General features: G+C 67.1%; 15 protein-coding genes. 4 read left to right on the forward strand and 11 right to left on the reverse strand.

Annotated elements, in window-relative coordinates:
* Positions 1 to 96 precede the first annotated feature (96 nt).
* Positions 97 to 2,007 carry a type VI secretion system contractile sheath domain-containing protein gene (locus POL67_RS33525; protein ID WP_271924667.1) on the forward strand — a complete coding sequence of 637 codons (1,911 nt, stop codon included), beginning with the start codon at positions 97 to 99 and terminating at the stop codon, positions 2,005 to 2,007.
* Between the two features lie 119 nt (positions 2,008 to 2,126).
* Here POL67_RS33525 and tssC read toward each other — a convergent pair whose 3' ends face one another.
* The 10 genes from tssC to POL67_RS33575 form a co-directional block, all read right to left on the reverse strand.
* The gene (gene tssC / locus POL67_RS33530) at positions 2,127 to 3,611 is read right to left on the reverse strand and encodes a type VI secretion system contractile sheath large subunit (RefSeq protein WP_271924669.1); all 1,485 of its coding nucleotides are present in this window, start codon (positions 3,609 to 3,611) and stop codon (positions 2,127 to 2,129) included.
* A gap of 3 nt (positions 3,612 to 3,614) precedes the next feature.
* Positions 3,615 to 4,106: a type VI secretion system contractile sheath small subunit gene (gene tssB, locus POL67_RS33535; RefSeq protein WP_136927924.1), complete on the reverse strand. Its 492-nt coding sequence runs from the start codon at positions 4,104 to 4,106 to the stop codon at positions 3,615 to 3,617.
* A gap of 195 nt (positions 4,107 to 4,301) precedes the next feature.
* The gene (tssA, locus tag POL67_RS33540) at positions 4,302 to 6,020 is read right to left on the reverse strand and encodes a type VI secretion system protein TssA (RefSeq protein ID WP_271924672.1); all 1,719 of its coding nucleotides are present in this window, start codon (positions 6,018 to 6,020) and stop codon (positions 4,302 to 4,304) included.
* A gap of 87 nt (positions 6,021 to 6,107) precedes the next feature.
* Positions 6,108 to 7,085, reverse strand: coding sequence for a type VI secretion system-associated protein TagF (gene tagF / locus POL67_RS33545; protein ID WP_271930928.1), 978 nt, complete (start codon positions 7,083 to 7,085; stop codon positions 6,108 to 6,110).
* A 117-nt stretch (positions 7,086 to 7,202) separates the two neighbouring features.
* Positions 7,203 to 10,961, reverse strand: a complete 3,759-nt coding sequence (tssM, locus tag POL67_RS33550) for a type VI secretion system membrane subunit TssM (protein ID WP_271924674.1) — start codon at positions 10,959 to 10,961, stop codon at positions 7,203 to 7,205.
* A gap of 39 nt (positions 10,962 to 11,000) precedes the next feature.
* Complete coding sequence (locus POL67_RS33555; RefSeq protein WP_136927927.1) at positions 11,001 to 11,678, reverse strand: DotU family type IV/VI secretion system protein; 678 nt, start codon at positions 11,676 to 11,678, stop codon at positions 11,001 to 11,003.
* 35 nt (positions 11,679 to 11,713) lie between these two features.
* On the reverse strand, positions 11,714 to 13,072 hold the full coding sequence (tssK, locus tag POL67_RS33560; protein ID WP_271924676.1) for a type VI secretion system baseplate subunit TssK: 1,359 nt from the start codon (positions 13,070 to 13,072) through the stop codon (positions 11,714 to 11,716).
* Positions 13,073 to 13,110: 38 nt separating this feature from the next.
* Positions 13,111 to 13,800, reverse strand: coding sequence for a type VI secretion system lipoprotein TssJ (gene tssJ, locus POL67_RS33565; RefSeq protein ID WP_136968899.1), 690 nt, complete (start codon positions 13,798 to 13,800; stop codon positions 13,111 to 13,113).
* A 127-nt stretch (positions 13,801 to 13,927) separates the two neighbouring features.
* Positions 13,928 to 16,600 (reverse strand): type VI secretion system ATPase TssH, encoded by a 2,673-nt coding sequence (gene tssH / locus POL67_RS33570; RefSeq protein ID WP_276076079.1) that lies wholly within the window; start codon positions 16,598 to 16,600, stop codon positions 13,928 to 13,930.
* A 35-nt stretch (positions 16,601 to 16,635) separates the two neighbouring features.
* Positions 16,636 to 18,486 carry a lytic transglycosylase domain-containing protein gene (locus POL67_RS33575; RefSeq protein WP_271924681.1) on the reverse strand — a complete coding sequence of 617 codons (1,851 nt, stop codon included), beginning with the start codon at positions 18,484 to 18,486 and terminating at the stop codon, positions 16,636 to 16,638.
* A 179-nt stretch (positions 18,487 to 18,665) separates the two neighbouring features.
* Between POL67_RS33575 and POL67_RS33580 the strand changes: the two genes are divergently transcribed.
* Both POL67_RS33580 and POL67_RS33585 read left to right on the forward strand, forming a co-directional pair.
* Entirely contained in the window at positions 18,666 to 19,976 is a 1,311-nt protein-coding gene (locus tag POL67_RS33580; protein WP_136927932.1) for a type VI secretion system-associated FHA domain protein, read from the forward strand.
* Between the two features lie 47 nt (positions 19,977 to 20,023).
* Positions 20,024 to 20,743, forward strand: a complete 720-nt coding sequence (locus tag POL67_RS33585; protein ID WP_136927933.1) for a hypothetical protein — start codon at positions 20,024 to 20,026, stop codon at positions 20,741 to 20,743.
* A 97-nt stretch (positions 20,744 to 20,840) separates the two neighbouring features.
* Here the strand turns inward: POL67_RS33585 and POL67_RS33590 are convergent, their stop codons facing one another.
* Complete coding sequence (locus tag POL67_RS33590; protein ID WP_271924685.1) at positions 20,841 to 21,716, reverse strand: hypothetical protein; 876 nt, start codon at positions 21,714 to 21,716, stop codon at positions 20,841 to 20,843.
* Between the two features lie 280 nt (positions 21,717 to 21,996).
* Here POL67_RS33590 and tssE point away from each other — a divergent pair, with 280 nt between their 5' ends.
* Positions 21,997 to 22,413 (forward strand): type VI secretion system baseplate subunit TssE, encoded by a 417-nt coding sequence (gene tssE / locus POL67_RS33595; protein ID WP_271924687.1) that lies wholly within the window; start codon positions 21,997 to 21,999, stop codon positions 22,411 to 22,413.
* Positions 22,414 to 22,464 lie beyond the last annotated feature (51 nt).

A 22,464-nucleotide genomic window follows, 5' to 3' on the forward strand; every position in this document is an offset into this window, starting at 1 on the left:
GGGCCCGGCCCGCGTCAAAGAAAGCCGCGCCGCCGTGATTCAGGCCCCGCGATTGCCGCTTCTCCCGCGCGCGCTCCCCCCCTACACTTCTTGGCCATGGCCGCCGAAACGAAGGGTTTCATGAAGGGTGGGATGAACTTCAACGTGGGCGAGGAGAGCCCCGAGCAAATGGAGCAGGTCGAGGGGCCGCTCCTGCCGCTCCGCGTGCTCGTCGTCGCGGATCTCTTGCCGCGCGACGAACACAACGCCGGCGCCAGCGCGCCCGAGCTCGCGGTGCGGGTCGATCCGCTCGCGTTCGACGACCTCTTCACGCGCCTTCGCCCGCGCATCGCCCTCGAGGTGCCGAGCGTGCTCGCCGAGGGCAACCGCGCGCGCGTCGATCTCGCGCCGACGAGCCTCAAGAGCTTCCGGCCCGATGGGCTGCTCACCGAGGTCCCGCTCCTCCGCTCGCTCCTCGACGGCAAGCTGACGCTGGAGAAGCTCCGCGACGGCACCATCGATCGCGACCAGGCCCGCGTCGAGCTCGACCGGATCTGGAACTCTTCGCCCTTCGTGCGTGACGTCCTCCGCCTCGTCTCGGAGGCCGGCAGCGCGCCCCGCGCCGCAACGTTCTCCGCGCCCACGCAGAGCACGACCGACGCGTCGGTGGCCTCGATCCTCGACATGGTCGAGACCGAACCGAGCCGCGCCGAATCCGCACCCGTCGTGCCGACGCGGCCGCAGGCCCCCGCCTCCGACGCCCGCTTCGGCGCGCTCATCTCGGCCGTCGCGAACGCCGGCAAGTCGAGCTCGGCCCGCTTCAGCCCGCAGGAGGCCATCCAGCGCGTCGAGAAGGCCATCGGCGCGCAGCTCGGCGCGATCCTCCAGCACCCCGAGGTGCGCCGCCTGGAGGAGGCCTGGCGTGGCCTCCAGCTCTTCGCCGATCGCTCGAAGGGGACGAAGGGCCTCAAGATCGACGTCGTCTGCGCGCGCCCCGAGCTCGCGGCGATGGCGCTCGAACGCGCGGTCCGCCACAACGCCGGCGGCGAGCCCCCGGTCTCCTGCGCGATCGTGGACGTCACGATCACCGGCACCTCCGCGACGCTCGCCCAGCTCGAAGAGATCGCCCGCGTCGCCGAATCGCAGACCGTGCCCGTCGTGTTGAACGCGTCGCACGCGCTCCTCGGCCTGGATCGGCTCGGCGATCTCGAACGTCTCGACAACAAGATCGCCCTCTTCTCCACGCCGGATCAGGTGCGCTGGCAATCGACGGCGCAGAAGCCCGCGATGCGCTGGGTGACGATGGCGATGAACGGCATCCTCGCGCGCGCCGCCTACGACAAGTCGACCTCGCGCGTGCGCGAGGCCGTCATCAAGGAAGAGCCCGCGGACGAGGGCGCGATGGTCTGGATCGCGCCGGCCTACGGCGTGGGCGCGCTCGTCACGCAGAGCTTCCGCGAGACGCGCTGGCCATGCCGGGTCGTGGGCGCCAGGAGCGGCGGCACGCTCGAAAACCTCACGATCCACGAGGTGCGGGGGCACGTCGACGACGCCGAGGTCGTGGCGATCCCGACGCAGGCGTTCGTCTCGACAGACTCGCAACGCGAGCTCTCCAAGGCAGGCGTGCTCCTCCTCGCATCGGCCCCGAACAGCGACGCGGTCTATGTGCTCGCAGCCCCGACGTCCTACGTCCCGCCGCCCAAGCGCACGTACGACAGCGCCTCCACGGAGCCCGAAGCGCGGCTCGAGCGGGTCTCCTTGGTCGATCAGCTCTTCGTGGCCCGGATCGTCCAGTTCCTGCGTGTCATCGCCGGCCGTTTGCCCGGGAACGTCGCGCCCTCCGAGGCGAAATCGCTCGTGGATCGCTCGCTCTGGGCGCTCTTCGAGGATGCCAAGCCCGGCAGCGTGGAGATCGTGGTCAACGCGCACGCGACCTCGGACGGCACCGCCGTCGCCGTCACGATCCGCCCGCGCCGCTTCCTCGGCGTCGCCCTGGAAGAGTTTTCCCTCGAGTTCCTCGTCGGCTGATCGATCGCGGGGGGCCGGCGCGCTCCGGTCACCCGCCCTCGCCCACACGAATCACAAAAACACGAAGGCCGGCTCTTTCGAGCCGGCCTTCAGCGTTTGTCGGAATCAGCCGAAACGGCTCATTCCTTGTCGAGCTTGCCGACGAGGCTCAACGTGAAGAATGCGCCCATGTACTTGAAGTGCGGGCGCACCTGCATGTCGACCTTGTACCAACCGGCGTTGCCCTCGACCTCGGTCACGATGATACGCGCCTTGCGGAGGGGACGACGGCCGCGGATGCTCGCCGAGACGACATCCTGATCGGCGACGAACTGCGAGATCCAGTCGTTGAGCTCCTTCTCGAGATCGGCGCGCTCCTTCCACGTACCGATCTGCTCGCGCTGCAGCACCTTCAGGTAGTGCGCGATGCGGGCCATGATGAACATGTACGGGAGCTGCGTGCCGAGGCGATAGTTGAGCTCGGCCGCGCGGCCCTCCTCGCTCTGGCCGAAGTACTTCGGCTTCTGCACGCTGTTCGCCGAGAAGAAGCACGCGTTGTCCGAGTCCTTGCGGTAGGTGAGGCCGATGAAGCCCTCCTCCGAAAGCTCGTACTCGCGGCGCTCCGTGAGCATGATCTCGGTGGGGATCTTCGTCTGGATCTCGCCCATCGCCTCGTACTGGTGGAGCGGCAGGTTCTCGACCGAGCCGCCCGCCTGCGGGCCGATGATGTTCGGGCACCAGCGGTACTTGGCGAAGCTGTCCGCCAGGCGCGTCGCGAACGCAAAGACGGCGTTGCCCCAGCAGTACGAATCGTGCTGGCCGATGACGTTCTCCTCGTAGTTGAACTCCTTCACGGGCACGGTATTCGCGCCGTAGGGGAGGCGGAGGAGGAAGCGCGGCATCACGAGGCCGACGTAGCGGGAGTCCTCGGTCTCGCGGAAGGCGTTGTACTTCGTGTACTGCGGGCCTTCGAAGAGCGCCTTGAGGTCCTTCAGGTTCGGCAGGTTCAGGTAGTCCTTCAGGCCGAAGAACTGCGGGCCGGCCGCGGCGATGAAGGGCGCGTGCGACATCGTCGCGACGGAGGCGCACTTCTGCAGGAGGCTGATGTCCTGCGGGCCGGGGCCGAACTCGTAGTTCGCGATGATCGCGCCGTAGGGACGGCCGCCGAACTGGCCGAACTCCGCCGAGTAGACGAGCTTGTAAAGGCCGCTCTTGGGCACCTCGGGGGCGTCCTCGAAATCGGCGAGCAGGTCTTCCTTCGAGCAGTTCAGGAGCTCGACCTTGACGTTCTCGCGGAAGTCCGTGCGGTCCACGACGAACTTGAGGCCACGCCACGCCGACTCCAGCTTCTGGAACGTCGGGTGGTGGAGGATCTCGTCGATCTGGCGCGACAGCTTCGCGTCGATCTCCGCGATCAGCGCGTCGACGAGGGCCTTGTCGACCTTCTCGCCCTCGCGCTTCGGCGCGATGAGCTCCGCGATGAAGGCCTGGACGCCGCGCTTGGCGACCTCGTAGCCCTCATCGCCCGGAGCCATCTTGGTCTCCGAGAGGATGTCGTCGAGAAGGCTGCCACCTTCGAGCGTCTGTACGCCCGCGCCGCCTTGCGCCTGGGACTCGGAAGCCATCGGTTACTCCTCCCCCTGCTTCAGGCCGAGCTCGTTGATGAGCCGGTTGCGCTGGGCCGGATCGTTCAAGATCGTCTGAATCTTGTTGCGGAACGCCTTCTCGTTTCCGAGCGGGCCCTTCAGCGCGGTGAGCGCGGCGCGGAGCTCGAGCAGCTTCTTCAGCTCGGGCACCTGGTTGGCGATCGCCGCAGGCTCCATGTCCGACAAACGCCGGAACTTGAGGTTGACGTTGAGCTCGTTGTCCTCGTTCTCCGACAGACGATCCTTGACCGCCATGTTCAGGGACAACTTCTGCTCCGCCATCACCTTCTGGAAGTTGTCCTTGTCGACGTTGATGGGCTTCCGATCCTCGAGCGGCGTCGGATCGGGGCGCATCGTGTAGTCGCCAAGCATGAGGAGCTTCAGCGGGAGCTCGACCTCTTCCTTCGCGTTCCCCGTCGCTGGCTTGTACGTGATGTTCACGCGTTCTTTCGGCGCGACTGATCCTTCTTTCATCTCGGAAGGCTCCTTTCCCCTACGCTTGGGAGCTACATGCTCCGAGCGGCCGTTCCGAGCCGCCCTACGTTGAATACGTGATTGCCGTCAGGTCGGGGCCCACCTCGACAGGCGGCCAGAGAATACCGCAAACTACCCCGACCTCGTCCATCGTTATCTTTCCGAACGAGTTCCCTCGTTTCACTACGCGGGCGCTCAGGTGATCGAGATGCGGAAGGCCGCCGCGGCGTCCAGCTCGCAGAGACGCTCGAACGCCTCGTTCTCGCGCTTACGCGCTTCCTCGCTCACCTCGTATCCCTGGTTCAACCCGCGGAGCGCCGTGTAGAGCGCCCCATAAAGCTCCGCGCAGAGCTCCGGATCCCACTCGTCGAGTTTGTGCTGCTTCGCCATGCGCTCGAGCCCATCGAGCTGCGCGCGCGCGATCGCGAGCTGCCCGAGCTGCAGACAAACCTGCGCGATCGCGAGCTTGCCGCGGAACTTGTCGACCGGCGTCACCGCCTGCCCCGCGACCTTCGCCACGGCCTGGATGGCCCCAAGCGGATCGCCATTCTCGATGAGGTTCCGCGCCTCGCCGATCGCCTTGTCGAGCGCGCGGAACCCCTTGCCTCCCGGCGCGCCGCCCGCCGCCGCGCCGCCGCCGCCCCCACCACCGCCCGCTCCGAGGACCGGACGAACCTCGGCGTCGATCCAGGCCTTCGTGAGATCGTCGGCGAGCGGGACGCCGTCGTTGAACGTGAAATCCACGAGCGTCGGCGCGCGCTGCAAGAGGAGCGCGACCTCGCGCAAATGCGTGAACTTCGCGTCCGCATAACCGAGTTGCTCGAGCGCATTCGAGACGTGCCGGTGCGGATCGAGCCAGAGCCGATGCTCCGACACGACCTCGTCGACCGACGCGAGGATCCCATCCCAGTTGCTCGCCTCGGCCATGCCGTCGAACGCGCCACGCACGTGATCCGGCGGCGAAGGCAGGTAGGTTTGTCCGCCCTCGGCCGGCGGATCCTGCTGCATGAAGAGCCAGAGGCCGGTGCGGCTCATGCGATACGCGAACGCGCTCGACGGATCGGCCGCGCGCAGCGCCTCCCCCGCGCGCATGAGCAAGGTGCTCACCTGATCGAGCACCGCGTTCGCCGAGTCCGCATCCGTGATGGCCGTTCCATCCGGCACCGAGACCTCGACCGCCGCCGTCTCCACGGCCGGCGCGGAATACGCAGGCGGCGCCGCCGGGCGCGCGACGGCCGCCGGCGGAGGCGGCGCAGCACGCTCGACGGGCGGCGGCGGAGGAGGCGGAGGAGGCGGCGGCGGTGGCGGAGGAGGCGGCGGTGGCGGAGGAGGCGGCGGCGGAGCTTCCTTCGGGACACTCGCGAGCATGCGCCGCGACGACTCGCGGAGCGACCCCATGCCCGGGTACGCATCGCCGAGTTTGTCCCGGAGCTCTCCGTCGAGCTGGCGGCTCTGTTGATCGAGCGCGCCGACGATGTCCGCGTCCTTCGCGGTCGGGCTGAAGGTTCCGATCGCGGCCGCGACCTGATCGCCGTACCAGCTCATCAAGTTGCCGCGCGTGCGCGGGCGCTTGATCGGCGGATACATCTTGTCCCAGAACGCGGTGTTCAGCTCGTTGATGACCACGAGCCCATCGACCGCGCCCTGGATCCCGTCCGTGTGCGCCTTCGCCGCCGCGTAATACACCGCGAGGCGAAAGTCCTTCGACTTCTCGGTGAGCAGCTCCTCGGCGTTCGTCACGATCTTCGACCAGTCGATCTTGCCGCCCTCGAGGGACTGCGCCTTGTCGACCTCGGCCTTGATCGCTTCGAAGAGCTCGTCGTACGAGACGTCCTGCCCAACACCCCCCGAGATCGGCTCGATCAACGCCGACACTCGGTTCTTTGCAGCTTCAACCGCGTCACTCGCCGCCATGGACGGCATCATACCCACGGGTCGCGCAGGTTCGCACCACGTGTGCGCGCCGCGAACGAAACGCGCGTCGCTCGGACGCGGGGCTCGTTATTGGGAGAGGCCGTCGAGGAAGCCCGAGATCGTGAGCTCCGAGCGCGCCACGAGGGCGTCGAGCTGCACGCCGAGGGCGCGGCGCGAGGTGGGCTCGTCGACCGTCGGAGGACGGCAGAGCTCCACCACGTGATCGGCATAACCCGTCGGCGCGATGAGCTCACGGAACGAGGCCACGTGCGGCGGACCGAGGTGGAGGAGCATCGTCTGCTGCGGAACCCAGAAGGCATTGAGCAGCGTGTTCTTCCAGCGCGAGAGGCGGAGCGTCATGTCCATCCACACCGCCGCCGCGTACGCGTCGCCCGCGCCGAGCGGGAGGCGAATGCAGAGCCCCGTCTTCGGGTTCTCCTGGCCGACAAACGGCTCGACCGACGCGAAGACGTTCTGCAAGACCCAGAAGCGGCCCGCATCCGTGCCGAAGCCCGTCTCCCACAGCGCCTTCATCGACTGCGTGGTGAGCCACGAGCGATACCCGGCGCCCGCGGCGTCCGCGTCGTCGAGCGAAGGAGGAACGATGCGCGAGACGCGATCGACGAAAGCGTCGACCGGGAGCGTTCGCCCGCTCGTGGCGATCTCGTACGACGAGGCGAGCAGCGACCAGAGCGCGATCGGGAGCGACGCGCCGGCCGAGACGAGCTGGCCGTAATCGTACGAAGCAAAAACAACCATCGGGTATGTACGACCCGCGTTGTCGCCGCTCGCGGCCCAGGCGCCGACCATGCCGCGCGTGGGAGGTTCGTCGCCTTTGCCTTCACCGTGAAAGATGAAGAGCCCGACGGAAGGCTGGTACGCCGCGTCGAACGAGGAGCCGAGCGCGCGATGCGCGAAATCGAGGCCCCCGCCGAGCCAGCGATCGAACGCCGCGAGTTCGTCTCCGCCGGCATTGAAGCGGATGAAATCACCCGTCGCAGGCAGCTTGCCGAAGCAGCCAATCTGCGGGGGGCTCGCAGGACCCTTCTTCTTTCGCCAGAACATCACCGGCCCGGCTCACAAATACACGAACCCCCTCTTTTTACAAGGGGGCGTGCTGCCGCGGGCGAACCCTGGGAGGGCATTCCACAGGCTGCTACGCGGCGCCTGTGGAACACCATCTCAAGAGCCCTTCTTGCCGCCGAAGCTGTCGCCAATGCTCGGGGGGCAGTTGGTCGCGCGGAAGAAGCTGTTGACGAAAGGATGATTGGCGCGGGTGGGGCGCACTTCCATCGTCACCGTCACGGGAGGCGCGGTCATCTGCCACGTCACCGTGAACACGCTGTCCTTGTCCTTCTCGGCCGTCGTCGTGCCCGCCTCGAAGAGGCGGAAGATGCCCCAGGGGCCCTCCCGCACGAGCTCCTCGTCGAGCCCGCCGGCGCCACGCACGCGCAGGCGCGCGCCGGTCTGCTTTTCACCCGGCCAGGTGAACGTGTGCCAGAACTCCTTCTCGTTCCGATACTGGCGCTTCTGGCCGTCGATCTCGAAGAGCACCTCGCTGACGATCGGGCTCACCGTCTTCAGGTTGACGTGGAACGTCACCTGCGGTTTGTCGCCGCCGCCGCTCGGCCACATGGCCTCGGTGATCTCGTGCGCCCTGTGCAGGCAGGGATAAAGCATCGCGTTGAAGGGCGTGAACGGCTTCGCCGGCTTCGGACGCCCCTCGAGGCCGCCCTTCGGAATGAAGTCGTGGCCCACGCGGATGTGGAAGTCGTTGAGGTGCTGCTCGTAGAAGCCCCAGAGGATGCCCTCCTTCGGCTTCAAGAAGGCGACCACGTCCTCGAACGAAGCGTCACGCGACGCCGCGAGATCAAACGGATACCGATCCTTGATGTTCTCGCGGAAGGGCGGCCAGACGACGACCTCCCAAAGCCCGCTCGCGGACCCGCCGGCGCTGCGCATGACCGCCTTGTAGGCCTGGCGAAGCGGGTTCATGAGCAGCGGCGTCATGAGCTCCTGGCCCGTCTCGTCCATCTTGAGCAGGAGCTTCTCGGTCTCGCGCACCGCCTCGCCGAACTTCTCGCGCGCGCCCTGCGTGCTCGCGCCGGGCGGAGCATCCTCGATGCCGCCCATCTCGGCCGCGAGCTGCTCGAGGTGGCCGATGTACTTCGAGAGCTCGGCCGGCGTCGGAGGCGGCGGAGCCACGCCCTCCGCCGTCTGCTTGGGCTGCTCGGGCACGCCGAAGCGCACCATCGAGCGGAACTTGTCCGGGATCGGATCGTAGATGCCCGGCGCAGCGCCGCCGCCGAAGTTCACGAGCTGCGAGAGGCGGCCGCTCGTGCCGGTGCGCGTGCTGAACGACGAGTCGATCCGGCGCTTCACGCGCTCCTTGACCTGATCGAGCACGCCGCCGTCGTTGAGGACCTGCTGCTCGGCCTGGTTCTCGACGACGTCGAACTGCGTGTTGTCCTCGAGCGCGCGGAGCAGGCGCTGGTAGGGCCAGTCCGGCGTGGAGAGGACACGGAACTCCTCGATCGCCTCTTTGTTGTTCGGCGGGATCTCAACGAGGATGTCCCGGAAAAACTCGAGCCACTCGCGGATGTACTGCGCGTCGTAGTCCTGGCGCACGCGCGCGAGGGCCTGCGCGATCTTGTCACCCTGGCGCTCTTCTTCCTGCGTCAGCGGCACGACCCAGCGCTCGCGATCGAGGACCTTGATGCCCTCTTCGAGGCTCGCGACGACCTGCGCGTGGCCCTTCGCCGTATACGGCCCACGCACGACGAACCACTTGCTCGTGCGCTCCTTCTGCGCGCTCCGCACCTTGCTCAGCACCTCGGGGCGATCCGAGAAGAGATCGTCGAGCGAGAGGGGCGGGTACTTCAGGTTCTCGCGCGTGTTCGGGCCGTTCTCGTCGTACTTCTCGTCGATCAGCGCCGTGACGAACCGGTCGTAGTAACGCTGCGTGGGGCCGACGCGGGCGAGGATGTCGCGCGTGCGCTCCACGGTGCGCTTGTCGAGCTCCTCGCCCCGGATCGCGCCGCGGCGGAGGAGGTCCACGTAGTACTTCACGTGCGGCGCGAGCTTCGCCTTGAGGTCCGCCTCGGGGATGTCCGTCGTCGGGCGGAGGATGTCGGTCCAGAGCTGCAGGAGCTTGCCCGTCTCCCACGCCGTCTCGGACTCGGGGAGCAGGTGGGTCCGGTGCTCGTCGGCGAGCAGGAGGTACGTCTTGAGGTCGTTGTACTCCTCGAGGTACTTGCCGCCGGTCGCCGCGTTGAGGCGCTCTTCGAGGCGCGCGCGCACGGGCTTGACGAAGCCCTCGCGCAAGGACGCGATGTACTGGTCCTTCGTCGGCTCGAAGAGTTTGTCGCCCTGATACATACCCCAGCGGTAGCTCACGGGCGCGCCCTCCTCGCGGTACTGATCGAGGAGCTGGGCGTGCGAGCGGAGGTTGTCGAGCTTCTCGACCTTCTCCAGCGGCGAGCTGCCGTCGGTCCACTTCACGCCCGCCGCCTCGCCCGAGATCCGGGACGTCTCGGCCACGAGCGCGCGGTTGTTCGCGAACGACATCACGGACGGGATGAGCAGGACGACCGCGAGCGCCGCCGCCGCGAACGCCGCCGCGAAGCGCTGGAACCGCCGCTTCCGGACCTCGGCCGCCGTGCGCGCCGCGATGTCCTGGTCCGGGAAGATGACGTTCATGAAGACGTCGCGGAGGAAGTAGCTCTTCGCCTCCGTGGTGCCCGCCGTCGACGACTCGTCCGCGATCGCGGGGCGCAAGCCGAACGCGCTCATCATCGTGCCGAGGACGCGCTCGAGGGGTTTGCCCTCCTGCACGCCGCTCGTCATGTAGAAGCCGCGCATGATCGGCGTCGCCAGGCCCGCCGTCTTCGAGGGCTGGAACGCGACGTTCAGGAAGTGCGAGAGGTTGCCCTTGATCGCCGCGAACTCGAGCGGGAACTGGAAGACCTTCTCCTTCGTCCCACGGTTGCGCTCGGTGACCATGCGGCGGAGCGCGCGGTCGTGCATGCGCTCGACGAGCGTGTCGAACTCGGCGTCGAAGATCTTGCCCGGCTCGCTCTTGTTCGCGTCGAGCTTGACGGTCGCGCCGAAGCCCTGGCCGCGCTCGCTCTTCTTGAGATCACCGAAGAACTCGACGAACCCGGAGACGAGGTCCACCTTCGTGAACATCACGTAGACGGGCAGGACCATCTTGAGCGTCGACTGCATCTCGTCGATGCGCGCGCGGACCTTCTTCGCGATCGACTCGACCTGCTCCTCCGTCGCGTCGACGAGCTCCGAGATGCTCACCGCGCAGACGACGCCGTTCACAGGCTTGTCCGGGCGATACTTGAGGAGCTGCTCGAGGAAGGCCATCCACTCGTCGTGGTCGTCGGCCTCGGTCGTGTAACGGCCGGCGGTGTCGAGGAGGATCGCCTCGTTCGTGAACCACCAGTCGCAGTTGCGCGTGCCGCCGACGCCGCGGACGCCGCCGCCCGCGGGATCGAGGTACGGGAACACGAGGCCCGAGTGGCGCAGTGCGGTCGTCTTGCCCGCGCCAGGCGGGCCGACCATCACGTACCAGGGCAACGAGTACAGCGCGTTCGTGCCGCCCCCGAGCTTCGAGGACTTGAGCGCGTTGATGCCCTCCTGGAGCTGGCGATGCAGCTCCTGGATCTCGGCACGCCGCTCGGGCTTCGCATTGAGCGCTTGCTCCTGGGCCTGCTGCGCGATCGCCTTCTCCAGCGCGCGCGCCGCACGCGCCGCGCGGATCCGTCGATACACGACGAGACCCACGAGTCCGAGGACCACGACGGCCGTGATGGCGATCGGGATCCACGTCGGGAACACTTCGGCGCTCGGCCCAGGCCCTGTGGGTCTCAGGATGAACCACACGCCCCAGACCAGGGCGAGGAACAGGGCGCTCAGGATCCACAGCCACATGGAACGTCTCCCTCGGTCCGGAGCTTCTTCCCCGGGACTCTACTTGCCGCCGCCGAGCAGTCTCTTGATGGCTTCGGCGGTCGAGTCGGCGTTCGAGCCGATGATGAGCCAAAGGATGAAGATCACGATCAGCGCCAGGATGAGGAACCCGATCGCGATGAAGAGATACGGCAGCTCGCGACGAACGGCACCACCGCCGCCGTCCTTGCGCTCCGCGTTCGGCGAGAGCTGATCTCCCCCGCCTTCCGCCAGCGCCACATAGTTGCCGAGTCCCTCCACCACCGCCTGGAGCCCCTCCTGGTGTCGCAAACGATATTTCCCCTGAAAGCCAAGGGCCAAACAGAGGAAGTAGATTTGTGCGACGTGCGAGCGGTTGCGCTGGCCGTGCAGGTTGTCCAGGTTCACGAAGAACTGGTCGCCGGCCGTGTTGAGCTGGAAGAACTGAAGCTGCAGCGGGTTACTGAGCCACTGCGTCTTGCCCGGCCAGCTCGAGTGGTAGATGACCTCATCGGCGAAGGCCGCGAGCGCGAACTTCGCGTCGATCATGTCCTGCTCGGGGATCCGAGCCTCGCGGCCGTTCTGCATCATCGTGTCGAAGAGCTGCAGGACACGGCGCTGAAGGATGTCCGGCGCAGGCAGATCTCGAGAGTTCCTGAGCTGCAGGATCAGCGACAGGACATCCGAGCAGACCCAATACATCGACTGCGACAGGCTCATGCGCTCCCCATGATCTCAAAAGCCGCGCGCTTCATTCACTTGCCGCCCTGGACCGCGATCAGCCGCAGATCGACCTTCTGCGGGTCGATCGGCTGGTAGATGGCGATCGTGCCAGAGCCGAGGATATCGTTCCAGTAATCGCCAGCCTGGTCGACGCGGAGATAGATGACGCCCGGCTTGACCGGGATCGCGCCCGGGGGCCGGTACTCGACCGCGACACGAACGCCAGGCATGGCGGCGTTCAGGATGTAACCGATCTGCGTCCACGACCCCATCTTGAGGAGCCGCGGCAGACGCTCGCGCAGCGTCGCTTCGTCCGCGCCCTTCGCCTCGAGGAAGAGCTCGTGCGTGCGCGGGAGCTTCGGATCCTCGAACTTGCCGAGGTACATGCCGTCCTCGCGCTTCTCGAGCGGCACGACGGTGTAGTTCTCCGCGAGCACGCTGGCGACGAGCGTGAGCGCGCGATCGAAGACCGGCTCGAACACGCCCTCGAGATCGAGGTAGTTGAACTTCGGGATCGACGTCGGATCGCCGTCCGCCGCGAACGTGCAGAGCTCGCCGATCAGCGACGCGATGAGGACGTAGCAATCCTCGGGGTGCGCGTTGCCGTGATCGACCATGTGCGAGACGGCGGGGATGAACGCGTTCAGCGTGTGAAGCATCCAGAACTTCGCCGTGTCGGAGAACTGGAAGTCGACCGACGCCGCCGTGCGAAGCCTGCGCCCCTCGGCGAGCGACTTCTGCTTGCCCACCATCGCCGAGAGAATGCGCCGCATCCCCGACATGATGTAGTCGGAGCTGCCGATGTGCGGGATCGGCGGAATGAAGCTCTTCTTGAGGACGATCGCGCCCGTCCGATCCCGCACGAGCTGCCCGATCCGCACGGTCTGATACGCGTCGCGCGGCTCGGTGCCGAAAAGGATGCGGAGGTTGTAACGAGCCCACACGACCGAGGTGTCGTTGCGGCCCGTCGTCAAATCAGGGACCGTCGTCGACGACGCGACGAACCGGATCGCAGGGTTCGCCTTCGCCGGATCGAGCGCGACGTTCGGGTGCGTCTCACGCACGTTCGGGATCGCCACGAAGACGTCGAGCGCCTCGAGCGCCGCCGGAAACACGCCTTCGAGCGGTCGCGCCTCGACCACGTCTTCGCCGCGATCACCGACGAAGAACGGCGTGCCGTCGGGGAAGAAGCCGTGACACTTGACGAGCTTGAGTTGCCCCGCGGCGAGGGCGCGCTCGTCGAACTGCACGCCCATCACGCCCCACGGATAACTCAAAAGCGCGTTGGTCCGCGCTTGGAGCAGCGCCTCGTGGTACTGGTCCCCTTGCTGAAGATGCTGAGGGGTCATGAAGAGCCCCTCGGTCCAGACGGGCTTGCGCGGGTGGATCATATCGCCCGGTCAGTCTTATCAGAACTCGCCGCGCGGCCCTAGGGGGCCGGGGCGGCGGCCTTCGGCGGAGCGTTGCCGCCCGACGCCTTGGGGAGGTTGACCCTGCGGACCGATGTCGCGTTCGGGAACATCGATTCGTCGAATTCGCTGCCGTTGTCGATCTTCGTGGACTCGACGAAAAAGGCAGTCTTGGGGTCGGCCTGCGCACCGGCGTCGCTCTCGCGGCCGCCGCACTGGGCCTCGCCTGGCATCAAAGGAAACGCGTAGAACGTCTTCCAGCTCTGCCCCTTGGGGCTGTGGAAGAGCGCGACGCCTCCGAGCGTGCTCGCCTCCTTCGCACGCTCGAACTTCACCTCCACGAGATCGTTCGGGAAAACGCTGACTTCGTCCATCTTGACGATGTCGTCGGCGAGGACCTCCTTGTCCGAAAGGAGGACCTCGTCGTACGTCGCGTTCTGCATCCGCATCTCGTCCTTGAGCTGATACAGCCGGATGACGACGGGGCGCGGGTTCTGGTTCTCGTTCGGGTTGATGTTGTCCGCGGCGTAGATGCGAAGCGTGACGATCTGGACGTCACACGGCTTCGGCGCAGCGGGTGGCGGCGCGGATCCGCAGCCGATCGCAAACGAGGAGAGCGCGCCGAGCCCGAGCCCGAGGAAGGAGAGAGAGGCAAGGGCCAGGGCCGCGCGCTTGCGTTTCCAGGAGGTGGTGGACGCTGAGGCCGCCATGGCCCTCCTTTTTATCGGAAGGTGCGGCGAGTGGCCTAGATTTTTGCCGAAAGCGTCGGCCCAAAAACCAAAAGGCCCCCCTCGCCAAGCGCGAGAGGGGCCTTGACCCCGAGCGGGTCTTCCCCGGTCACTCCGGGAACGTCGCCGTGAAGTTCTTCTGATCGTCGATGTCGATGACGAGCTTCTTCGGCATCACGCCCTCGGCCATCCTCGTGAGGATCTCCTGCGAGAGCATCGGCAGGAGCGTCGCGCGCAGGATGTGGTCGATGTTGCGGGCGCCCGTGTCGACCTCGGTGCACCGGCTCGCGATGAGCTCGACCATGCGGTCCGTGTACGTCGCCTCGATGCGCTGGCTCTTCTTCAAGCGATCGACGAGCGCGTTCAGCTTGAGGCGCGTGATGTCGCCGAGGGCCGCCGGCGAGATCGGGATGTACGGCACGACGGTCATACGCGCGAGCAGCGCGGGCTTGAAGTGCGCGGACAGGGTCGGCTTGATCTCCTCGTAGATCTCGCGGATCACCGGCTCGCGTTTCTCCTCCCACGCGCTGACCACGTGGTTCGTGATCTTATCGGTGGCGAGGTTCGAGGTCATGATGATGACCGTGTTCTTGAAGTCGACGAGCAGGCCCGTGCCGTCCGTAAGCGCGCCCTTGTCGAACACCTGGTAAAACAGGTTCATCACGTCCGGATCCGCCTTCTCGCACTCGTCGAGGAGGACGACCGTATACGGCCTCTGGCGCACGCCCTCGGTCAGCATGCCGCCCTCGCCATAACCGACGTAGCCGGGCGGCGAGCCGATGAGCCGGGAGGTCGTGTGTTTCTCCTGGAACTCGGACATGTTGATCGTGACCATCATGCGCTCGCCGCCGAACAGCATGTCCGCGAGGGCGAGGGCCGTCTCCGTCTTGCCGACGCCGGACGGGCCGACGAAGAGGAAGACGCCCATCGGCGTGCTTTGCGGCTTGAGACCTGCGCGCGCGGCGCGGAGCTCCTTCGCCACCGTCTCGAGGGCGTAGTTCTGGCCCTTGATGCGCGCGTTGAGGCGCGACTCCATCTCGACGAGCGCCCGGACGCTGTCGCCGACCATCTTGCCGACGGGGATACCCGTCCAGGCGCTGACGACGGCCGCGACCATCGCCTCGTCGACGTCGGGCCGGATCAGCGGCACCTCGCCCTGGCTCTTGTGCAGCTCGTCGATGGCCGTCACGACCTCCTTGCGGATGGCGTCGCGCTCCTCGTCCGACTTCGCCGCGTTCATGCGCGTGCGCGCCTCGAGCACCTTCTTCGCGCCCGCGGACTCGTTGTCGTAGGCGACGCGCGTGTTCTCGAGCTCCACCTTCGACTTCGCGATCTTCTCCGTGAGCTGCTCGATCCGCTCCTCCTCCTGGATGCGGATGCCGGCGGCGCGATCACGCGTCAGCGCGGCGAGCTCCGACGAGAGCGTCTCGATGCGGACCTCGATGTCCTCGACCTGCGCGGGCTTCTGCTGGAGCGCGATCTTCACGCGCGCCGAGCACGTATCGAGCAGATCGACCGCCTTGTCCGGCAGCAGGCGGCCCGAGATGTAGCGGGCCGAGAGCTTCACGGCCGCCACGACCGCCTCGTCCGAGACGATGACGTTGTGCGCCTCCTCGAACTTGGGGCGCAGGCCGCGGAGCATCGTGATCGCCACGGCCTCGCTCGGCTCGTCGACCTTCACGGGCTGGAAACGCCGCGCGAGCGCCGCGTCCTTCTCGAAATACTTCTTGTACTCGGCCCACGTCGTGGCCGCGATCGTGCGCAGCTCGCCGCGCGCGAGGGCGGGCTTCAGGAGGTTCGCCGCGTCGCCCGCGCCGGCCTGGTTCCCCGCGCCGATGATCGTGTGCGCCTCGTCGATGAAGAGGATGATCGGCTTCGGCGAGCCCTTGATCTCCGAGATGACCTGCTTCATCCGGTTCTCGAACTCGCCCTTCACGCCCGCGCCGGCCTGGAGCAAGCCGAGATCGAGGCCCATGATCTCCACGCCCTGCATGAGCGGCGGGACCTGATTGTTCACGATCATGAGCGCCATGCCCTCGACGAGGGCCGTCTTGCCGACGCCGCTGTCGCCGACGATGATCGGGTTGTTCTTCCGGCGGCGACCGAGAATATCGATCATCTGCCGGATCTCGCCCTCACGGCCGAAGATCGGATCGATCTGGCCGGCACGCGCGCGGCCCGTGTAATCCACGCAGTACTTCGCCAGCGCCGAATCCGCCGACGCGCTCGCCGCGCCCTGCGGCAGCCCGCCGGGGCCCGCCGCGCCGCCCGCCGCGCCCGCGGCCCCGCCCGGAGCCGTCTCCGCGTCTTCCTTCGAGCCCGAGATGATCTTGGGGAGGTTGTTCTTGACGTCCTCGCGCGAGATGCCCTCGAGCAGCGAGCCGATGCCGCTCATCGAGTAACGCGTCGGCTGGTTGACGAGCCGCGCGAAGAGCGCGCCGCTACGCACCTTCGTGTAGCCGTACTCCATCGACCCGACGACGAACGCGTCCTGCATCCACTCGAGCATCGTCGGGGAAAAGACGGGCTTGCCGGCGTTGCCCGTACGCAAATCCGAGAGGCTCCTCTGCAGGGCCTGCCGCAGGCGCGCGGGATCCAGGTCGTAGTGCATCACGATGAACGCGATGTCGGAGTTCGCGTCGTCGAGGAGCGAGAGCAGCAAGTGCTCGACCGTCACCTCGTAATGCCTGGCATTGACGCATTGGACGACCGCCGCCTCGAGCGCAGCGGTGCAGACTTTGGTGAGCCGCTTGATGATGGATTTGGCTTCGACGAGCATCATGGCCCGGGCATCCTACAGGGACCCAGGGCCCGACGTCACCCGCGCGATCGGCCCCGGGATCCTTTCCTTCCTTCGCTGCGACCCTTTTGCGCGTCCGTCTTCTCGGTACCGCGCGCTGCGTCGGAAGGACCCTTGTCCTTATCTTTGGTCGCGCTCGCGTTCGCGTGGGTACCGGGATCGATGATGCGACGCTGCGTTTCCTCGGCCTTGGCGCCCGCCTCACCTCCCTCGGCTGCGCCGAGATCGAGCGCACCGAGCACGCCGGGCTTGACGCGGAGCCTCAAAATGGATCCTGCGCGGAGTTTGTCCTCTTCGCCGAGGCGGTTTTCCCGCGCCACGTCTTCCACATCCATCGCGAATTGGCGCGCGATGCCGATGAGCGTGTCGCCCGGACCGACCTTGTAAAGCAACGTCTTGCGACCCTCGCGCTTCTTGCGCGGCCGGAACGGCTCCTCGTCGCCCTCGTCGTCGTCCGCCGCGGAGCCCACGCCGGCCTGCGCCGCGAGCTCCTCGACCGGATCCCGCAGCGCGCGCCGCTTTCTGTACGAGGGCAGGAGCGAAAGCAGGCTGTCGTTGTCCCGCGTCGCCGCGCGACGCCGCACGAAATCGCGCCCGCCGAGGAGATCGACCGGATCGAGCACGGCCGCGTCCTCGGTCACGATGGGCTCGGTCTGCAAGAGAACGGGCAGCATCGTGTGCACGCGCGACAGCGACTCGGGCGGCACGTTCACGAGGAAATCACCGCGCCCCGGCGGCAGCCTGTCGCCGAGCAGATCCGGATTGAGCTGCCGCACCGTCTTCAGCGGCACGCCCGCCGCCTTGGCCAGGGTCTTGAGCGACAAACCAGGTGGCGCGGCGATCTCGGCGGTGTCGACGGGACGCACGAGCTCGACCTGATCGAACCCGAACCGCTCCAGGTTGTTCGCGACAAGCGCCGCCGCCGCGATCTTCGGGACGTACGACGCGGTCTCGCTCGGCAGCGCTTCCTGCCGCGCGAGCTCGTTGAAGTCGGCCGTGCCGTACCGATCGATCCGATCGAGGAGCTGCTCGTAGCCCATGTTGTAGGCCGCGAGCGCGAGATCCCAGTTGCCGAAGCGCATGTAGAGATCGCGCAGGTGGTGCGCGGCCGCGCGCGTCGCGAGCCTCGGGTTTTTCCTCTGGTCGACGTGCTTGTTCTGCTCGAGCCCGTACACCGCGCCCGTCGCAGGCATGAACTGCCAGAGACCCATCGCCCCCGCCGGCGACTTCACCCGCGCGTCGAACCCGCTCTCGATCATCGCGACCCAGATCAGATCCTCGGGCAAACGCCACTCGCGGAGCTCGCCCTGGATGAGGTCCTGATACCGGCCGCTGCGCTTGAGCCAGGTCTCGAACATCCCGCGGCCCCGATCGGTCCGCGTGAAGAAGCGGACGTACTTCAACGTGCGCCGCGTGATCGCCACCTTCAGATCCGGGAGCTGCATCCGCGACAGCGCTTCGGTGCCCGCCACGTCGAGATCGTCGACCTCGGCCCCCTCCCCCGCCGCCGCGTCCGAGTTGAGCCGCGGCGACCGCGAGTACATCGGCCGATCGAGCGAAGACTGTTCGCCCCGCATCGCCTCCCGCATCTCGACCTCGCGCAGCCTGCCGAGGTGCTGCGACTCCGGCCCGCCCATCCGCGCCGCCGTGACACCGCCCCGCAGAGGCTCGCCCCTCAGGGGCGCCCGCGAAGGATCCACGACGAGCGGCGCCGGCACGGCCTCGGGACGAGGCGCCCCCGACGTCGGCGCGACCGCCACCACAGCGGCCTGGACCGGCGCGAGCGCCGCGTCCGGCGCGCTCATCCCCACGCCGTACCCAAACGCAAGGGCCGAAACGAGGGGCGGAATCCTGTGGAGGAGACTCATGTCGGTCAGGGTCGCATGATGTAGGCAAAGGTGTCAAAAAACCGGTTCGGCGCGCCGCGAGGCCCGCGAACGACGCGACGCACCCGGTGGAGAGGGCCCCCGCGGGAGTCGGAAGAGGCTTCACGGGATCGTCGCCCGCTACTTCTGGTCCCGGGACACTGTCTGCTAGTCTCGCACCCATGCCGCTGGCGCTCGTGGCCCGGGTCATCGATACCCAGGCCAATCAAAGCTTCGACGTCACATTCGAGCGCTTCCCCATCCGCATCGGCAGAAACCAGCTCAACGACCTGCACATCGATCGGCCGTACGTCTCGCAGTTCCACCTGGCCATCGACGTCCGCGACCGGCAGATCATCGTCAAGGATCTCGGCTCGACGAACGGCACCGTGTTCGCGGGTCGGCGCCTCACGCGCGACACGCCGACGGACGTCACGAGCACGCCGGAGCTGACCATCGGCCCGATCGTGATGCGGATGCAGCTCATCGACGCGGCGCCGAAGAAACGTGAAGCCCCGAAAGACGGGACCGTCCTCGACTTCGCCCAGGAGCAATCCGGCAACGCCGCTGCGTCTTGGAGGCAGCAGCAGAAGCCGATCACGCCCGGCGCCGAGGACGGCTACGTGCGGCAGGTCCAGCCCTACGTGGAGGCCTACCGCGCGGCCTGGGGCGGCGTCTATCGCGTGATCTACGATCACCTGCCGCGGCTCTCGCCCGAGGTGCGCCAGAACTACCTGAAGCGCATCGCGATGGAGCAGCCGACGATCGCGGCCGAGCAGGACTTCCAGAAGCTCTCGCAGTACTACGGCGTCGATCCGCGCATGCTCGGCGAGCCGAGCCCCGCGCAGGCCGCGCACGCCGCGATGATCGAGCTCTCGCGCACGCTCGCGCCGGGCTCGAAGCCGATCGAGGACGTCGAGAGCGTGCTGACGTTCGGCCGCAAGCTCCGCGACGCGATGGAAGTGTTCCTCAAGTGCTTCGTGAGCCTGCGGAACGGCTACCAGGAGTTCGAGGCCGAGATGCTCGCGCGCGAGGTGACGCCGGACGAGAACGATCGCGTGGCCTCCGCGAAGGACGAGAAGGAGCTCGGCAACGTGCTGCTCGGCCCGCAAAGCGGCCCGGACGCGCCGCGGCAGCTCCAGGACATCTTCGTCGACGTGATGAGCCACCAGGTCGCGCTCATCAACGGCGTGATGGAAGGCGTGCGCTCGCTCCTCACGAAGCTCTCCCCGAAGACGATCGAGGAGGAGCTCGAGCGACGCGGCAAGAGAGGCGGCCTATTCTCGAACAAATTCGAAGCTCTCTGGAAGCTCTACGAGGTCGTCCACGGCGACTACGCTGGAGAACAGAAAGAGACCTTCCTGATTATTTTTGGCCCGCAGTTCTCGCGCGCGTACGCTGCGACCGCCGGGGATGACGAGAAAACCACCGGTGACGCGGGTGCGAAGAACCGTAGCCGCTTCACCCTCTCGGCGAATCAGATCAAACGATGAGCCGCGCCCGCCACGGGCGGCGCGCGGATGACGGAAGGCTCATCCGAATGCGTATCAGGGAGATCGTTCTGGCCACGTTGGGCCTCGTCTCAGCCTCCTTCGCCTATTCCACGGAGGCATCCGCCCAGACCGTCCCGGCCATCGCCCCCCGCGACGAGACGTGGGGCACGGTCAGCCACGTCATGCTGGGCGTCGGCGCCGGCACGGTCTTTCTCATGCCGCGCGTGTACTACAGCGACCCGGAGTCGACGGTCGGCTGGAAGGGCCGCTGGCACTTCTCGATGTTCGCCCCGGCGATGACGATGGCCGCCGCGACGTTCCTCGTCGACGGCCCCATCCGCAACGCCCTCCAGTATCCGCGCCCTGGCTGCACCGTGGATCAGACGCTCGTCGCGAACACGGACTCGGGCTGCGAGACGTTCGGCGGGCCCTCGACACACGCCTTCGCCTCGTGGGGCGCGACGGGTGTGGGCACGGGCATCTTCCTCGTGGACACGATCAAGTTCTCGAAGGGCCGCTTCAACGCGGGCTCGTTCATCGGGAACATCGGCGTCCCGCTCGTGGCCTCGATCCTCACGTCGGTCGGTCGCGGCGTCGAGTCGCCCGCTGTCGACGAGTTCGGCACGCAGACCCTCCCGTACGAGACCTCGAACCAGATCATCGCCGGCACGTTCGCGGGCTTCTTCACCGGCCTGCTCGTCGGCGGCGCGTACGCGCTCCTCCAGCGCCCCTCCTGCGGCTACGGCAACGCGATCTTCTGCTGGTAAAATGGCAAACGCCCCGCTTCGGCGGGGCGTCTCCATCACGTCCTGAACCGTTGGCCCTCCGAAGTTCGGAGCACCAACGGTTTTTCTTTCTTGAACCTCAGTCTTGACCCACGACGCGCTCCCAGAGCGGATCGTTCGAGGAGAACAACGCGTCGCGCTCCACCTTGAGGAAACGCGAGAACTCGACCTTGCGGAGCGCGCGGTCGCTGTCTCGGTTCGGATCCTCGTAGTGGATGATGCTCACCTTCACCTGCTCGAGGAGCTGGATCCCGTTCGGCTTGTAGCTGACGTCCGTTCGAAGCTGATACCGCGCGTAGAGCCCGCGCTCGGTGACCGACGGGAGCACCTGCACGCGCTCGATGTCGACCTTCGCCGCCTCGATCAAGCGCCCGCGGCGCGCGAGAAACATGTGCGCCTGTTTGCGACAGTCGTCCGGATCGGGGCAACGCTTCGCCTCCGCCACGACGAGGTTGTCGTCGCCGAGACGAACCGGCGTGATCTGCGACTTCGCCGGCCCGCGGAAGCTCCCGATCGCGTAGATCTCGGCGCGATCGTCGACCGCACGCGCGAGGAGGATCGGGCCGCCTTCGTCGCCGTTTTCGAACTTGAGCACGCGGTACCAGAGCGTGCGCAGGCCGTTCGGGCCGGAGCGGACGTCGACCTCCTCGACGTCGAGCTTGCGCGGCCAGCCCTTCTCCGAGATGCCCCCGCGGAGCGACTCGTTCGCGAAGGCGTAGTGACCCGTGCAGTCGACGTCCGTCGGGTTCAACCCCTTGTCCGCGTTGAACCCGGGGAACGCGATCTCGGCCCACTGATCGGGCTCGAGCGTACGAACCACGGCCTTGCCGCGGCCCCCGCGCAGCGGTGAGAGCTTCTGCGTGCAAACGGCGATCGGCGTCTGCTCGCGGGTCCTGGCCTCGAGGTGCGGCTGCTCGGGCGAGGCGCCGCAGCCCATCGTGGAGGCGAGACCCATCGCCAGGGCGACGAGGCTCCCGCGACGTGCCGTTTTCGCTTGGTTCCGGCGGTCTTGAAGAGACGGCTTCACGCCTCATTTCGTATCACGCAAGGCGCCTGCCACGAAAATTCCCTGTGGCTCGACCTCGCACGATCCGTCGCCCCGAACCCCGACAACGCCCCCTCAAAAGGGCGACGGGTGACCTTTGATACAATGGGGGCGATCCCCTGGGATGCGGAGGGCGCGGCGCGGGGTTTGGGGGCTTCTGGTCGAGCGGGGCGAGGGGTAGAATGGTCCCATGGCTGCCTCCCTGCTCACGCGCATCGCCCACGCGGCCAACCCGCACTCGCTGGAGAGGCATACGTGGAAGGATCAGGATCTCGAGCAGGCCGTGATCGCGCACCTCGCGCGGATGCTGAACACGCGGCAGGGCAGCTCGCTCACCTGCCCCGATTATGGGCTGATCGAGGTGTCGGAGATGCTGCACGATTTCCCCGACGCGGTCGGGATTGTGCAGCGCGCCATCAAGAACAGCATTCAGCAGTACGAGCCGCGCCTGAAGAACGTGCAGGTCCGGCACATCAAGAACGAGGTCATGGGGACCATGTACCTCGAGTTCGAGATCACGGGGCAGCTGCATTACCCGGACGGACGCCGTTCGGGGCTTCGGTTCAGCACCTCGGTGGATCAGAGCGGCAACGTCAAGATCGGTTGATCGGTTCGCGGAGGCGCGAACCTCTTCACGATCGTTGACACTGCCTCTCCG

Source organism: Polyangium mundeleinium, from assembly GCF_028369105.1.
Taxonomy (GTDB): Bacteria; Myxococcota_A; Polyangia; order Polyangiales; family Polyangiaceae; genus Polyangium; species Polyangium mundeleinium.